12 protein-coding genes and 2 rRNA genes (1 of these 14 only partly in view) are annotated in these 15,553 nt (G+C 30.6%); 6 read left to right on the forward strand and 8 right to left on the reverse strand.

All coding sequences use genetic code 11. The features are described from left to right. Both ACYQ1U_RS07180 and rrf read left to right on the forward strand, forming a co-directional pair. Positions 1-2,619, forward strand: a 23S ribosomal RNA gene (locus tag ACYQ1U_RS07180) (it extends 290 nt beyond the left edge of the window). 49 nt (positions 2,620-2,668) lie between these two features. Then, a 5S ribosomal RNA gene (gene rrf / locus ACYQ1U_RS07185) occupies positions 2,669-2,785 on the forward strand. A 471-nt stretch (positions 2,786-3,256) separates the two neighbouring features. Here rrf and ACYQ1U_RS07190 read toward each other — a convergent pair. From ACYQ1U_RS07190 to ACYQ1U_RS07220, 7 genes are all read right to left on the reverse strand, one after another. Next, positions 3,257-5,560: an ATP-binding protein gene (locus tag ACYQ1U_RS07190; protein ID WP_459885994.1), complete on the reverse strand. Its 2,304-nt coding sequence runs from the start codon at positions 5,558-5,560 to the stop codon at positions 3,257-3,259. Further along, positions 5,553-6,623, reverse strand: coding sequence for an FIST signal transduction protein (locus ACYQ1U_RS07195; RefSeq protein WP_459885997.1), 1,071 nt, complete (start codon positions 6,621-6,623; stop codon positions 5,553-5,555). Before ACYQ1U_RS07195 ends, ACYQ1U_RS07190 begins: the two co-directional genes overlap by 8 nt. Continuing rightward, positions 6,620-6,988 (reverse strand): response regulator, encoded by a 369-nt coding sequence (locus ACYQ1U_RS07200; RefSeq protein ID WP_459886000.1) that lies wholly within the window; start codon positions 6,986-6,988, stop codon positions 6,620-6,622. Before ACYQ1U_RS07200 ends, ACYQ1U_RS07195 begins: the two co-directional genes overlap by 4 nt. Then, entirely contained in the window at positions 6,985-8,097 is a 1,113-nt protein-coding gene (locus ACYQ1U_RS07205; RefSeq protein WP_459886003.1) for an HD-GYP domain-containing protein, read from the reverse strand. Before ACYQ1U_RS07205 ends, ACYQ1U_RS07200 begins: the two co-directional genes overlap by 4 nt. Positions 8,098-8,141: 44 nt before the next feature. Continuing rightward, positions 8,142-8,825, reverse strand: a complete 684-nt coding sequence (locus ACYQ1U_RS07210) for a YaaA family protein (RefSeq protein WP_459886005.1) — start codon at positions 8,823-8,825, stop codon at positions 8,142-8,144. Next, positions 8,800-9,768 (reverse strand): agmatine deiminase family protein, encoded by a 969-nt coding sequence (locus tag ACYQ1U_RS07215; protein ID WP_459886008.1) that lies wholly within the window; start codon positions 9,766-9,768, stop codon positions 8,800-8,802. The genes ACYQ1U_RS07210 and ACYQ1U_RS07215 overlap by 26 nt, the downstream gene beginning before the upstream one ends. 99 nt (positions 9,769-9,867) lie before the next feature. Beyond that, complete coding sequence (locus tag ACYQ1U_RS07220; RefSeq protein WP_459886011.1) at positions 9,868-10,734, reverse strand: LysR substrate-binding domain-containing protein; 867 nt, start codon at positions 10,732-10,734, stop codon at positions 9,868-9,870. Between the two features lie 105 nt (positions 10,735-10,839). Here ACYQ1U_RS07220 and ACYQ1U_RS07225 point away from each other — a divergent pair, with 105 nt between their 5' ends. From ACYQ1U_RS07225 to ACYQ1U_RS07240, 4 genes are all read left to right on the forward strand, one after another. Next, positions 10,840-12,009, forward strand: coding sequence for a TDT family transporter (locus tag ACYQ1U_RS07225; protein WP_459886014.1), 1,170 nt, complete (start codon positions 10,840-10,842; stop codon positions 12,007-12,009). A 27-nt stretch (positions 12,010-12,036) separates the two neighbouring features. Next, entirely contained in the window at positions 12,037-12,369 is a 333-nt protein-coding gene (locus ACYQ1U_RS07230) for a hypothetical protein (RefSeq protein ID WP_459886016.1), read from the forward strand. 15 nt (positions 12,370-12,384) lie between these two features. Then, on the forward strand, positions 12,385-13,152 hold the full coding sequence (locus tag ACYQ1U_RS07235; RefSeq protein WP_459886018.1) for a sulfite exporter TauE/SafE family protein: 768 nt from the start codon (positions 12,385-12,387) through the stop codon (positions 13,150-13,152). A gap of 84 nt (positions 13,153-13,236) precedes the next feature. Continuing rightward, positions 13,237-14,253, forward strand: coding sequence for a YeiH family protein (locus ACYQ1U_RS07240; RefSeq protein ID WP_459886021.1), 1,017 nt, complete (start codon positions 13,237-13,239; stop codon positions 14,251-14,253). Positions 14,254-14,645: 392 nt separating this feature from the next. On the opposite strand, the gene ACYQ1U_RS07245 is transcribed toward ACYQ1U_RS07240, so the two are convergent. Then, the gene (locus tag ACYQ1U_RS07245; RefSeq protein ID WP_459886023.1) at positions 14,646-15,518 is read right to left on the reverse strand and encodes a DMT family transporter; all 873 of its coding nucleotides are present in this window, start codon (positions 15,516-15,518) and stop codon (positions 14,646-14,648) included. Between the last annotated feature and the right edge of the window lie 35 nt (positions 15,519-15,553).

Consider the following 15,553-nt stretch of genomic DNA (forward strand, 5'->3'; position numbering starts at 1 on the left):
ACCTGGAAAGGTAAGCCAAAGAGGGTGAAAGCCCCGTACCCGAAAGTTTGTTGGTGGGACTAAGCAGAGGCCTTGCGAGTAGCTCGGGACACGTGAAATCCTGAGTGAATATGGGAGGACCACCTTCCAAGGCTAAATACTCCTGCCAGACCGATAGTGCACAAGTACCGTGAGGGAAAGGTGAAAAGAACCCCAGTGAGGGGAGTGAAATAGAACCTGAAACCGCTTGCCTACAATCATTCGGAGCCCTATGTCCTTTGGACAGGGTGACGGACTGCCTTTTGCATAATGAGCCTGCGAGTTGTGGTCACTGGCGAGGTTAAGGGGAGACCCGGAGCCGAAGCGAAAGCGAGTCTGAACAGGGCGTTAAGTCAGTGGCTGCAGACCCGAAGCTGAGTGATCTATCCATGGGCAGGTTGAAGGCGGGGTAAAACCCGCTGGAGGACCGAACCGGTAGGCGTTGAAAAGCCTTCGGATGACCTGTGGATAGGGGTGAAAGGCCAATCAAACTCAGTGATAGCTGGTTCTCTCCGAAATGCATTTAGGTGCAGCCTCAGGAGGTAGCCATAGGGGGTAGAGCACTGATAGGGCTAGGGCGGCCCACAGCTGTACCAAACCCTGTCAAACTCCGAATACCTATGGTGGAATCCTGGGAGTGAGGCGTAGGGTGATAAAATCCTATGTCGAGAGGGGAACAACCCAGACTACCGGCTAAGGTCCCAAAGTTAAGCCTAAGTGGAAAAGGAGGTCAACCTGCTTAGACAACCAGGAGGTTGGCTTAGAAGCAGCCATCCTTTAAAGAAAGCGTAACAGCTCACTGGTCGAGCGGGTTGGCGCCGAAAATATAACGGGGCTAAAGGCTTACACCGAAGCCGTAGACTCCCTGTGGAGGGGGAGTGGTAGGAGAGCGTTCCTGTCAGCGCTGAAGGTGTACCGGTGAGGAGCACTGGAGCGGCAGGAAGTGAGCATGCAGGCATGAGTAGCGATAAAGTGGGTGAGAATCCCACTCGCCGAAAGCCTAAGGTTTCCTACACGATGCTCGTCAGTGTAGGGTTAGTCGGGACCTAAGACGAGGCCGAAAGGCGTAGTCGATGGGAAAACGGTTAATATTCCGTTACCTACTAACAGCGAGGCGAAGGGGGGACGCCTAGGGTTAGCCGAGGTCACTGATGGAATAGTGGCTCGAAGGGTGTAGGAGGCTAGGTAGGCAAATCCGCCTAGCAAAACTCCGAGACCTGACAGGCTCTCAAACTCCTTCGGGAGGGAGAGAGAATCGGTGATACCGTCGGGCCGAGAAAAGCCTCTAAGCCGTTTGAGCTGTTAGTAGCCCGTACCGTAAACCGACACAGGTAGGCGGGATGAGTATTCTAAGGCGCGTGGAAGAACCCTCCCTAAGGAACTCGGCAAACTGGCACCGTAACTTCGGGATAAGGTGTGCTCCGAGTAGGTGAAGGGACTTAGCTCCTGGAGCCGAAAGGAGTCGCAGCGCAGCGCTCTTGCCGACTGTTTACCAAAAACACAGCACTCTGCTAACTCGTAAGAGGAAGTATAGGGTGTGACGCCTGCCCGGTGCCGGAAGGTTAAGGGGATCCGTTAGCCGAAAGGCGAAGCGGTGAACCGAAGCCCCGGTAAACGGCGGCCGTAACTATAACGGTCCTAAGGTAGCGAAATTCCTTGTCGGTTAAATACCGACCTGCATGAATGGCGTAACGAGTGAGGGGCTGTCTCAGGGAGGGATCCAGTGAAATTGTAGTGGAGGTGAAAATTCCTCCTACCCGCGGCAAGACGGAAAGACCCCGTGGACCTTTACTACAGCTTGGCATTGTAGGTGGGATATCCATGTGCAGGATAGGTGGGAGGCTTAGAAGCCTGAGCGCCAGCTCAGGTGGAGCCGCCCTTGAGATACCACCCTTGGATATCCTGCCTACTAACCCGCATGAGTAATCCTCATGGGGGACAGTGCCTGGTGGGTAGTTTGACTGGGGCGGTCGCCTCCTAAAGAGTAACGGAGGCTCACAAAGGTTGGCTCATGGCGGTTGGAAATCGCCAGAAGAGTGTAAAGGCATAAGCCAGCCTGACTGCGAGAGAGACACCTCGAGCAGAGACGAAAGTCGGTCTTAGTGATCCGGTGGTTCTGAGTGGAAGGGCCATCGCTCAAAGGATAAAAGGTACCCCGGGGATAACAGGCTGATCTCCCCCGAGAGCTCACATCGACGGGGAGGTTTGGCACCTCGATGTCGGCTCATCGCATCCTGGGGCTGGAGCAGGTCCCAAGGGTATGGCTGTTCGCCATTTAAAGCGGTACGCGAGCTGGGTTCAGAACGTCGTGAGACAGTTCGGTCCCTATCTGCCGTGGGCGTAGGAAGGCTGAGGAGAGCTGACCCTAGTACGAGAGGACCGGGTTGGACGTGCCACTGGTGTACCAGTTGTCCTGCCAAGGGCAGTGCTGGGTAGCCAAGCACGGAAGGGATAACCGCTGAAAGCATCTAAGCGGGAAGCCCACTCCAAGATGAGCCTTCCCTGAAGGGTGCAGGAAGACTACCTGCTTGATAGGCTGGGGGTGTAAGCCCTGCGAGGGGTTGAGCTGACCAGTACTAATAACCCGATTGGCTTCTGTAAGTGCGTGGGCAAGGCTTTTAACAGCTAACTTTAGTTATATAGTGACAAGCGTAGTGGGAAAAGCGTAGGGGAAACACCCTGAACCATTTCGAACCAGGAAGTTAAGCCCTACAGCGCTGATGATACTGCATCCTTACGGATGTGGGAAAGTAGGTCCCTGCTACGCTTTTCAGTGTATAACTTTTATAACATAACAAAGAGTCTGGCACTATATATATCGGCTCTATCTTTTACTTCTCTTGGATATTTGTTTTATTTCTCTCATATTAATGTCTATTTTAATTATTATTTTAATTATAAAATTAATTTTATTATATTACCTGTCCTAATCTATTATATATCTCTCTTTTTCTAATTGTTAATTCTACATATTTTACTAATATACCTATCTCCCAATACTCTAATACCAATCCCAAGATGTTTAGACACTTCAGTATAATAAAATTTAGTTAATCAAATACAACCAATTAAAGCATATACTTCTATTTAAAAACTATGACTATATTAGAATTGGTATAATTTTTATATTCTATGAAAGATATTATTTTTAATAATAAAAAGTGATATGTCTGTATTAAAGGAAGAGGGGTATTTTTCTAAAAAAATTTAGAAGCTATGAAGTTTTGTAGATAATCTTTTAATTAATAAATTTAAAAAAATCACAAATATCTTTTGTCTTTTTTTTATTAAAAATTGTTTTTATATTTTTATATTCCTCTATATTTTGAATAATTTCTTTATCATCTTCAGCTGATACAATAATAGTAGGTGTAAAAATATTTTCTTTTTCCATGTATTTTAAAATTTCTGTTCCAATACCATCAGTTAAAAAGAAATCAATAATAATATAATAATATTTATTATTTTTTAATGTTTTTTTTGCTAAATTTATAGAATTTGTTAAAGTTATATTATAGTCTTTTAAACAATCTAGTAATATTTTTTGATAATTTTTATTATCTTCAACTATTAATATATTTTGGGCATTTTTATTACTTGACGGATGTTGTTCTATATAATTTTGTGTTTCAATAACAGGAATTGTAAAATAAAAGCATGTTTTTTTTTCTTTTTCACTTTCTACCCAAATTTTTCCTTTGTGTAGTTCAATAATTTTTTTTGTTATAGTTAATCCAAGACCTGTTCCTTTAGTACTTTTTTGAAAAGGGTTTTCTACTTGTACAAAAGGATCAAAAATTTTTGCTTGATCTTCCTTTGACATACCTATTCCTGTATCACAAACACTAAAAAGATACTCTTTTTTTTCTTTAATATATTTGATGTTTAATCTGACTTCACCATTTTCAGGAGTAAATTTTATTGCATTTGATAATAAGTTATTTAGTGCTTGAATTATTAATTGGCGATCAATGTATAAAGCTAAAGATATATTTTTAGGATAAATAAATTTAATAGATTTTTTATTTGCTAATGGTTCAATTATTGTAACAACTTCATTAATTATATCTGATATATTTGTAGTTTCAGGATTGAATTTAAATTTACCTGCTTCAAGTTTTGCAAAATCTAAAATAGTATTAACTAATTGTAATAAATTTTTACCTGCAATAAAAATTTTTTCAATATATGGTTTTATATGTTCTGGGGTATCAGATTTAGTAGAAAGTATTTGAGAAAAACCGATAATAGCATTTAACGGTGTTCTGAGTTCATGAGACATGTTTGCTAAGAAAATATCTTTTGCTCTATTTGCTCTTTCTGCTTTTTCTGCTAATTCTATTATTTCCTGTTGATTATCAATCATTCTATATTGAGTAATAGACGTATCTAGTATTAATTTTATAATTTCTTTTAAGAAAATTTTATTTGGTATATTTTTTAATTTTATTCCTAAATATTTTTTATTTTTTCCAAATAAAATAGGAAAAGTTATATCATAAAGTGATAAGTTTATATTGTTTTTAGAAATTTTTATGTCTTCAATAGCCCAATTAACTGTTTTAAATAAAGTTTCTTTTAAGTTTTTTATTACAAAATCTATAGTTATTTTTTTATTAGTTTGTCTTATTTTATTAATTATTTCAATATTTTCTTGTAAAAATTTAATGGCTGAATTTATAGCTAAAAAAGATGTTGTTGAAACTTGTTCTAAAGGTTTATTTAATATGTTATAAATTTTTTTTGAAACACTATTAATTTTTCTATAAATCTCGGTAATTTTTTCTTTATCATTTTTTTCTGTTTGGATTAATTTTTTTACTAGTTTTATAAATTCATTATAATATTCAATAGCTTTTTGTGTGTTAATTCCGTAATCTTCAATATTTAGTTTTTTTAATTCTTCTAATATTAAAGGAATCTTATAGTTTTTTATTAAACTTTCTATTTCTTTTTTATTTGAAAAATTGCTTTTTATAAAATTTTCTAATTTAAGTTGAAAATTTTTTTGAATAATAGTAACTTCATAAAGTTTATTTAGTAATTCAAAGCTTTCATTGTTTTGCGAATTGTTTTTGATTTGTTGAAAATAATTTTCATAATGATGTTGTATTATATATATACATATCCTTATAGTTTTAAATATTATGTGAATATGATTTCTAATATGTTCATTTACTAAAGAATATTTTGCAATTATTTCCATAATTATGTTAAAGCCATAATTTAAATATTTAAAATCTAAATTTATATCTATATGAGATTGAGCTATATGTTCATTTAATGTAATAAAAGATTCATCAAGAGGCATAGAAAATATTTTATTAAAATACACTGTGAACTGATGGACGAACCTGTCAATATCTCTGTTTTCAAAAAAACCAGAGAATAAAGGATTTATAATAATGTATTCTTTATAGAAATCTTCAGCAATGGAAGTACTTAATGATTGGATATATGAAGAAACCTCTTTTCTTTCTTTTAAATCTTTTTCTGTAAATAAAAAAATTTTTTTTATTTCTTTAATTGTTAATTTATTCATTGAAGTTTCCTAAAAGAGTTGTTTTATTAAAGATTGTAATTTTATCTTGACCATAATTTGTAATTTCTCCGATTGATGTAAATCCAAATAATTTTAAATTGTTATTTTCAGAACAATTATAAACTGCTTCTATTTCTTTTTCAAAAGCATCTTGTAAAAACAAAACTCTTGATATACAGTCTATTATAAGAGATTCATTAGTAGGGAATGTTGTAAAAAGTTTTTTTGACATATCACAGGTAGAATTTATTAAATTTTCTTTTTCACCTTTCATAATATAAAGAGTATCCATTTCTTTTACAGAACTTACAATTTGTAAGGATTTATCAGATTTTACTTGAATGGGGTCTCTAATAATATATTCTTCATTAAAAAAATTAGAAATTCCAAAAGGATATTTCATAGCAATAGAATAAAAATCATCTGGTTTGATTTCAACATTTTCAATGTCATATATTATTTTTTGATATACGTCAAATGCTTTTTCATTGTTTAATTCATAAATAATATTATTTTTTGCTTTTGTAACTACTAATGGTCCATAAATTGGTTTCCATCCATGAGAAATACCAATAGAAATTTTAAAATTTGTTCCTATAATTAATGCGTGGTCTTTGTATATTCCATTTTTATCAAAAATTGTTGGTTTTGATAAAAGATTTTTATATCCAACTCCTCCTCCAAGTATATATGTGTTTTCATCAATAAATTCATTTAAACTATCTATAAAATGTTCAAAATATTCTGATAATCCATCAACAAAAATAAAAAAACTTTTTCTTTTATTTTTTAATAAGTACTCTTTTTCTTTAAATTCTTTCATTGAAACTATTAAAGAATAGCTTTCTTTTTTATTAAATTTTAAGACAGCAATTCCTTTATTTATTAATTTGTTATTTAAAATAAAGTATGGAATTATTGCTCCTTTAAAATCAGTATTTATAAATTTTTCTTGTATTTTAGGTAAGTCATTTAAAAATTCTTCTGTTAAAAATAATATATATTTTTCTCCTTTTTTAACTTTAATTTTAGATAATGTTTTATATACATTTAAAGAAATCATTGTTCTTCCTTAATATATTTTTCTAGTATTTTTGATAATTGATTCATATCTACAGGTTTAGAAATATAATCATCAAAACCTTGCATTAATAACTTTTCTTTATCTCCCACAATAGCATAAGCAGTTATTGCTATGACAGGAATGTTTATTTTTTGTTTCAGTTTTTTTAATAATTCAATACCATTTATTATAGGCATATTTATATCAGAAATAATTAAATTATATGAGTTTTTTTCTAACTGTTCTAATGCTTCTTTTCCATTTGAAGCGATGTCTATTTTAATTTTTGGAAAAAGAATATTTATCATTTCTTTAATTACTATTCGATTTAGTTCGTCATCTTCTACAATTAAAATTTTTTTCATATTTTGCCTTCTTTTGAAAATTTTATTATTTGAGGCATATCATCAGTATCAGGAAATTTTTCTTTTATTTTTATAAATTCATTAATATTATTTATAAAAGTATTTAATAAATCACTATCAAATTGTGTTCCTTTACCTTCTTCCATAATTGATAATGCTTTATCTAAACTAAATGCAGGTTTATAAATTCTTTTTGAGGTTAATGCATCAAAAACATCTGCAATTGAGACAATTCTTGCATATAAATGAATTTCATTACCTTTTAGCCCATATGGGTAACCTTTGCCATCTATTCTTTCATGATGTTGTAAAGCAATAATTTTTCCAGCATTTAGTGTAGGGTATTTTTCTGTACCTTCTAAAATTTTTCCTCCAATAATTGTGTGTTGTTTCATTATTTCAAATTCTTCTTTTGTAAGTTTTCCAGGTTTTAATAAAATATTATCAGGTATACCTACTTTTCCTATATCATGCAAAGGTGATGCATAAAGAATTAATTCTACTTCTTTTTTATCTAATTCATATAGTTCAGCTAATTTTGCAGAATAATGACTCATTCTTTTAATATGCATACCTGTTTCTATGTCTCTAAATTCAGATGCTCTACCAAGCCTTAAAGTTATTTCGTATTCAGTTTTTTTTGCAAATTTATATGCTTTTTCAAGCTCTTTTGTTCTTTCTTTTACTTTTTCTTCTAATATCTCATTTATTCTTTTTTGATATTGTTGGTATTTTGAAATCTGAGTATAGTTTATTGTTCTTACTTTTAGCTCTTCAATGTCTACAGGCTTTTCTAAAAAATCGGTAGCACCGAGTTTTAAAGCTCTATATTTTTCTTCTTTGTTTGCTGTTACTACAATTATTGGTAGATATTTATATTTTTCATTATTTCTTAATTTTTCTAAAATATCAAATCCATTTATTTCAGGCATTGCTAAATCTAATAATATAATATCAATTTCTTTTTTGTTTAATTGTTCTATTGCTTCTTTTCCATTAGTTGCTTTTATTATTTCAATATTTTCCATTTCGGAAAAAGCAAATTCTATTAAATCTAAATTAAATTGATCGTCGTCTACTGCTAAAATGTATATTTTTTCGTTTTTCATTTTTACTCTTTTACAAATAAAATTTTTAAATAATTATAATAGAATTATATAATTTGGCAAATAATTTCTTTAATATCTTTTTTTTCAATTATCTCTTTAATTTCAATTCCAGGGAATTCTATTTTTAAAACTTCGTCAACAGATTTTGGCATATTTAAAGCAATATAACGGGCTAAAGTCCCACGATAAGCTTTTGCGAAGTGGCTTACAACTTTATTATTTTTTATAAATTTAAATGTAATTGCATTTTTAGGTTTATATATTTTTTCATAAAATTTTGCTCTTAAATCTATAAATTCTTCATCTAAACTATCTAAAATCTCAGTAATGTGAGGTTTATAAAATTTATAAATATCAAACCCAGGTTTACTTCCTTGTTTTAGTGTGTAGTGTGGGATTAGGTCTAGTGGTTTTAAAATTCCAAAAAGGTTAGAAAAGATTATTAAATTTTCATTTAGAAACTCTTTTGCCGCTTCTGGTAAACTTTCATAATCTAAATATTCAAAAGCAACTCCTGTATATCTAAAAATAACTTCTTTTGCAGGTCGCTTAATTATTTTTGTTTTGACGTCTCCAAAGTTTTTAATATCGTTTGTAGTTTGTAAAAAGTTATCATATCTTTTAATAGCTTCTTCTCTGATAGGTTCTAGCTCAGGAAAAGATTTTATTTCAAATTCTTTATTTCCGCTAAGAGTTTTCCTCTCACTCGGCGCTAATAAAATTTTCATCAAAATACTCCTTTGTTATACAGTGAATGCTTCCGTGTTGTTTTATTAAAGTGTTTGCATTTATTGGTATGATTTCGCGGTCTTTAAAAATTTCAGTAAATAAATCATAAACATATTTGTCTTTTTCATCTTCATAAATTGGAAGTAATACAGCATTATTTATAATTAAAAAGTTTGCATAAGTCGCTGGTAAACGATGATTGTCCCAATATTTTGGACTTGGGAGAGGAATTGGAACTAGATTAAAAGATGTTTTTTTTAGTTCTTCTTCCATTTTTTTAAGTTCAGTGTAATGTATATCATTTTTATCTTCGCATTTACAATATACAATCGTATCTTTATTTATAAACCTTGCAAGTGTATCGATATGAGAGTCTGTATCATCACCCTCTAAAAAACCATGGTTTAGCCAAATTACTTTCTTTATAAATAATTCTTTTTTTAAAAACTCTTCTATTTCTTCTTTTGTCATTGGGTAGTTTCGGTTTTCTTCAAGAAGACACTTTGAAGTTGTAAGTAAAACTTCTCCATTAGTATCTATGCTTCCACCCTCAAGCACAAAATTGTAACTTTTATGGATATTAAAAAGTTTTCTTGAAATGGTATTATCGTAGTTGCTTGGAAATTTTAGTCCCCATCCGTTAAATTTAAAATCAAGTAGTTTTACATCGTTATTAATTTTTACGCTTATTGCGCCAAAATCTCTTGCCCAAGTGTCATTATTTTTAACTTTTCTAAAAATAAAATTTTTGTGTTTTAGGTGAGTGATTGTATTTTTATCTTCATAGCCAATAAGCACTTTTTGATGTTGAGCTATTGCATAAGCAATTTCTGTAAATGTATTAATAGCTTCATTCAAACAGCAAGCCCAATCGGTATTTTTATGAGGAAAAATAAGTTGAACGAAGCTTTGCTTTTCCCATTCAGGTATTAAATAATTCATTAATTTCCTTTAAAATTAATTTATATTTATTATAACATATAAGCTTTTATTGCTTTTTATATAAAATTTGCGGTTATTTTCAGAGCATTAGTTTCAATATCAATTTTTTAAATTATTTAATATAAAGCTTGTAAAATCTTCAAAAAGTTCAGTTTTTATTTTATTTTTGTGATAAATTAAATACATATTTCTTTTAAAAGTCAAATTTTTTATTTTAATTTCAAAAAGTTTTTTTTCACTTAATTCTTTTTTTACTACTTCTTTGGATACACAGGTTATGGCATCTGGGTTATTTATAAGAATTGTTTTAGCTTCTTCAAATTCATTATATTCCATAAAGATTTCAAGATCAAAAATTCCTCTTATATGACTTAGAAATATTTCTCTAGTACCTGAACCTTCTTCTCTTAAAATCCATCTTTTGTTTTTTAATTCATCTATAAAAACATCTTTGTGTTTTTGTGATGATACTACAATGAGTTCGTCTTCTTTTATTTTTATTTTTATAATATCTTTATCATCAATTTCATTTTCAATAAAACCTAAGTCTATTTTTCCATTTTTGATATTTTCAATAATTTTTTTTGAATTTTGAATCTCTTTTTTTATGGAAACATTTTTGTTTTTTGATAAATAATCAAAAATAATCTGTGGCAAAATATATGTCCCAAGTGTTTTGCTTGTAGAAATGTTAATAGTTCCTGAAACTTTTTCTTTTAAGAATTGATATTTTGCATTTATAAGTTGATTAAAAGGCATTACTGTCATTTCTTTAAATTTTCTACCTCTTTCATTTAAAATAAGTTTTTTGCCAATTCTATCAAATAAGGGCTCTCCTAGTTTGTTTTCCAAAGATTTTATAGCTTGTGATACGGCTGATTGAGTAATTGATAGTTTTTTTGCAGTTTGTAAAACATTTTGAGTAGTGGATAGTTCTAAAAATATTTCAAGCTCTTTTAGAGTCATTATATTGCCTTTTAAGTTTTACTTAATATTTTATCAAAAAAAGTTAATTTTTTTAATCAATTATTTAAGTGTTATAATAAACATAAATTATAGTTGGAGTGAAATATGAGTTTTAAGCTTTTAAGAGCTAAAAGTTTTTCTGAAGTAATCCGAAATTTTACACCAAACTGGTTTACTCTTAATATGGGTACTGGTATTGCTTTCTTAACTCTACATAATATTAATGCAAATATATTTTATGGTCAAATGCAGTTTGGTATGATATTTTGGATTATTGATATATTTTTCTTTTTATTATTTTCTTTACTTTTTATAGCCAGAGCGATTTTTTATCCAGAAACAATTAAGCTTTTATTAGTACACCCTGTTCAATCTATGTTTTTAGGGGCTATTCCTATGGCATTAGTCCCTATATTAGAAGGGTTTGCTATTTTTGGCCCATCAATAATAGGTGATAAAGCTTTGGATATAGCATTATATTTATGGTGGATTGATGTTATTTTAGCAGTGAGTGTAGGGTGGTTGCTTCCTTATTTGATGTTTACTGTTCAAAAAGGACATATATTAGAAAATATGACAGCTGTATGGCTTTTGCCAATTGTGGCTTCTGAAGTTACAGCATCTGCAGGTGGCATGTTAGCTCCATATTTTCCAAACTCTATTGGTGAGACTATGCTTATATTAAGTTATATTTTATGGACGTTTTCTGTTCCATTAGCGTTTTCAATATTAGTAATTTTATTTTTAAGGCTTGCAACTCATAAACTTCCTGATAAAGCAATGGCTGTTACTAGTTGGCTGACGTTAGGACCACTAGGAACAGGTGCACTTGGATTGCTTTTGCTTGGAAGTAGCGCTAAGAGTATATTAGCTGGTACAGGATTAGAAGGAGTATCTTCATTTTTATATGATTTTGGATTAACTATGGGGTTGTTAATTTGGGGGTATGGATTATGGTGGTATTTTATGGCTTGGTTTATAACATTAAAGTTTTTCAAAGAAGGACTGCCTTTTAATATGGGATGGTGGGGATTCACTTTCCCGGTAGGAGTTTTTACAGCGGCAACTTTTCAACTTTGGAAAGAAACAGGAATAACCATATTTGAATATTTTGGGATACTATTAAGCATACAATTAATTGTATTTTGGATAATAGTATTTATAAAAACTTTAAAAGGGATGTGGAGTGGATATTTATTCCATGCTCCTTGTTTATCTCCTGAAACTGGATTGCCAAAAGAAGAAGAGGAGTGTAAAAAGTTTAAACAAAAATAAATGATATGCATAAAAAAGGATAATATTATGAAACAAGAAAAATGGGTAATGCAATTATTAGAACCAAGTCATTATACGCATTTATTCAATATGTTACATGCAAATATAGAAGATGTTGATATTAAAGTTGTAGTTGTTGGTGGAGCATTGTTACCTGCATTTGCACCCGGACATTTAAAAGAAAAAATTGAAGAATTTGCGGCTAAGGGAGTAAATTTTAATTTTTGTATAAACAGTATGCATTTACTTGGATTAGATAGTAAAGACTTACCAAAAGGGACATCAATTGCAAATGAAGGTGGACTACAAGCTATTAATGCTTATAGAAAAGCTGGTTATACTTATTTTGTGGTGGCATAAAATCAGGGAATTTTTATGTCCGAGATTATTTTAGCATTAATAGGTGGTTTACTTTCAGGAGTTGCTTTAGGCTTGACGGGTGGAGGAGGGTCTATAATTGCTGTTCCTTTACTTGTATATTTAGTAGGGGAAGATATTCATTTAGCTATTATTACTTCGCTTATAGCTGTAGGTGTAATTTCTCTTATTGCTTCTTTTTCTTATATTAAAGAGTCTCTTGTAAAGTTTAAAATAGCATTTTTAATGGCAACACCAGGAATTATTAGTATATATCTTGGTTCATTAGCAAATAAAGTTCTAAAAGGACCTGAGCTTTTAATTAGTTTTGCGATATTAATGATTTTTATAGGTTTTAAAATGACCAAACCAAAAAATCAAAAGATAAATAAAAAAACAACAGGAATTGATTATAAAAAGATATTAATTCTTGGTTTTGTAACTGGTTTTGCCAGTGGTTTTTTTGGTGTGGGAGGGGGATTTTTACTTGTACCAGCATTATATATGGGAGCTAATTTAAAAATAAAAGAAGCTATTGCAACTTCATTGTTTATTATATTTTTGTTTGGAGTTTTTGGATTATTAAGTTATGTAATTCAAGGCAGAGAAATTGATTATAGTATAAGTGCAATTTTTGCAGTAGGAGGTGCTTTAGGGGGATTTATTGGTGCATATTTTGCTAAAAAAATCAATCAAGATAGATTGCGTTTTATTTTTGCTATTTTTACTATTATTATGGGTATAGGGATTTTTATTGAAAATATTATCAAGCTAATAAACTTATAAGTTTTATTTAATATTTTGTGAAAAAAAATTAATTTTGCTTAATTTATTTAAATCACTATAATTCCACCAAAAAAAGGAGAGACAATGTTCTCAAAGGAAAATAGGGTAAATACCTTAAATGGTATTTTGTTTGTTGCATTGTTTGCACTTGCGGCAATGCAGATTGCAAGTTTGCCAGGGATTAAACATTTAGGACTTAGTCCATTAATTATTGGTATTGTAATAGGTGTTTTTTATGCAAATACATTAAGACATAAGCTCCCAAAAGAGTGGGTACCTGGTATTATATTTTCTACAAAAAATATTTTAAGGTTTGCGATTGTTCTTTATGGATTTAGGATTACTTTTCAAAATATTTTTGCAGTAGGTATTTCAGGACTTATTGTATCAATTGCTATTGTTTTTGGGACATTTATTATAGGATATTTAATAGGTACTAAAGTTTTAAAACTTGATAGAGACACAACAATCTTAACAAGTGCAGGAAGTTCAATCTGTGGTGCGGCAGCAGTTTTAGCAACAGAACCTGTAATAAATGCAAAACCATATAAAAGTGCGGTGGCAGTTGCAACGGTTGTAATTTTTGGAACAATTGCAATGTTTTTGTATCCGTTAGCTTATAAAGCAGGATTAATACCTCTTTCACCAGAAGCTATGGGAATTTATATTGGTGGTACTGTTCACGAAGTGGCTCATGTTGTAGGTGCTGGAAGTGCTATAAGCCCTGAAGTTGCACAAACTGCTGTTATTGTAAAAATGATAAGAGTTATGATGATTGCACCGTTTTTGATTATACTTGGTATTTGGTTATCAAGCAAAGGGACTAGTGCTAAAAAAACTGTTACAATACCTTGGTTTGCAGTATTTTTCATATTAGTAGCAGGATTTAACTCTTTAAATTTATTGCCAGCAAATGTAGTAGGTATGATAAATTCTTTTGATACATTTTTACTTACAATGGCAATGACAGCTCTTGGTATGGAGACAACTCTTGAGAAATTTAAAAATGTTGGAATGAAACCGGTTTATCTAGCGTTTATTTTATTCATTTGGTTAATATTTGGAGGATACTTTATAGTAAAATTAGCCCTAAATTTTTAGGGCTTTATATTATTTTTATTAATTTCTATTTTGTATATTAATTATTCTTTATATTTTAACACTTTGTATTACTATCACAATTAAATAATACCAATTCTTAATTAGTTACTTTAAAAATATTTAAAATCCCCACTGTTTCAATACTTTTCATCATTTTCCATTGTCCATTGTCAATTGGTATAATCTTACAAAAGGTAAATATCATACCAATTCCAAGATATTTAGACACTTCAGTATAATAAAATTTAGTTAATCAAATACAACCAATTAAAGCATATACTTCTATTTAAAAACTATGACTATATTAGAATTGGTATAACAAAATGATAACAAAATGTTAAAAGAATTCATAATATCAATTTAGAGTAGGTATAAAGAGTTAAAAAAGCTTTTTATTTCTTTGACAGTGAAATATATATCCCTGCACCAATTAGAAAAATTCCAATAAAATGGTAAATTTTTAAATGTTCTTTTAAAAAAATAACAGCCAGCAAAATACCAAATACAGGCATTAGATGAATAAACTGTCCGGTTTTTGTAGCACCAATTTCTGCGATACCTCTATTCCAAAAGAGATATGATAAAATTGAAGGGAAAAATATTACATAAAGTATTGCTAAAAAATTGTTTTTAATAACTGTAATTTCGTGATTTAGATCAAATGTATATGCATAAAAAGGAAGTAAAACTAAAACACCTATAAATACTGTTATTATAAAAAAATCATTGGGATTTACCTCTTTTGGCTTAAACTTTAATAAAACTGAGTAAAGTGCCCAGTCCAGAGCTGCTAATAAGACGAATAGATCTCCTTTATTAAAATTTAAATAAAAAATATTTTGAATTTTTCCTTTTAGTACTAAATATAAAACACCAAATGTTGAGAGTATAATTCCAAAAAACTGTTTTTTATGAATTTTTTGTTTTAATATTAGAAATGATAAAATCAAAATTAATATAGGTATAAAAGAATTTATAATTAAAGCATTTGTAGCTGTAGTATATTGGAGTCCAATGTATAAAAAAGTATTAAATCCTGCTATGCCTAACGCTCCTAATACAAACATTATAGAAAAGTGGTTTTTTAATGTATTAAAAATATTTTTTAGATGCAATAAAAAAAGTGGGATTAAGACAAAAAATACTCCTCCCCATCTATAAAACGCCAGTTCGATTGGAGATATGTCATTATGAATATACCGAGCCACTATAAAATTACCAGACCAAAATAATACGCATAAGATTAGTAAAATATATATTTTCATTATTTTCCTTTTTAATTAAAAAAAGCAGAAAAATA

Source organism: Caminibacter profundus, assembly GCF_054657155.1.

Excerpts from the sequence above, each read along its gene's own strand:
- ACYQ1U_RS07190 (WP_459885994.1), bottom strand. The coding sequence starts at position 5,560 with ATGAATAAATTAACAATTAAAGAAATAAAAAAAATTTTTTTATTTACA.
- ACYQ1U_RS07235 (WP_459886018.1), top strand. The coding sequence starts at position 12,385 with ATGTCCGAGATTATTTTAGCATTAATAGGTGGTTTACTTTCAGGAGTT.
- ACYQ1U_RS07230 (WP_459886016.1), top strand. The coding sequence starts at position 12,037 with ATGAAACAAGAAAAATGGGTAATGCAATTATTAGAACCAAGTCATTAT.
- ACYQ1U_RS07245 (WP_459886023.1), bottom strand. The coding sequence starts at position 15,518 with ATGAAAATATATATTTTACTAATCTTATGCGTATTATTTTGGTCTGGT.
- ACYQ1U_RS07210 (WP_459886005.1), bottom strand. The coding sequence starts at position 8,825 with ATGAAAATTTTATTAGCGCCGAGTGAGAGGAAAACTCTTAGCGGAAAT.
- ACYQ1U_RS07225 (WP_459886014.1), top strand. The coding sequence starts at position 10,840 with ATGAGTTTTAAGCTTTTAAGAGCTAAAAGTTTTTCTGAAGTAATCCGA.
- ACYQ1U_RS07205 (WP_459886003.1), bottom strand. The coding sequence starts at position 8,097 with ATGAAAAACGAAAAAATATACATTTTAGCAGTAGACGACGATCAATTT.
- ACYQ1U_RS07195 (WP_459885997.1), bottom strand. The coding sequence starts at position 6,623 with ATGATTTCTTTAAATGTATATAAAACATTATCTAAAATTAAAGTTAAA.
- ACYQ1U_RS07215 (WP_459886008.1), bottom strand. The coding sequence starts at position 9,768 with ATGAATTATTTAATACCTGAATGGGAAAAGCAAAGCTTCGTTCAACTT.
- ACYQ1U_RS07220 (WP_459886011.1), bottom strand. The coding sequence starts at position 10,734 with ATGACTCTAAAAGAGCTTGAAATATTTTTAGAACTATCCACTACTCAA.
- ACYQ1U_RS07240 (WP_459886021.1), top strand. The coding sequence starts at position 13,237 with ATGTTCTCAAAGGAAAATAGGGTAAATACCTTAAATGGTATTTTGTTT.
- ACYQ1U_RS07200 (WP_459886000.1), bottom strand. The coding sequence starts at position 6,988 with ATGAAAAAAATTTTAATTGTAGAAGATGACGAACTAAATCGAATAGTA.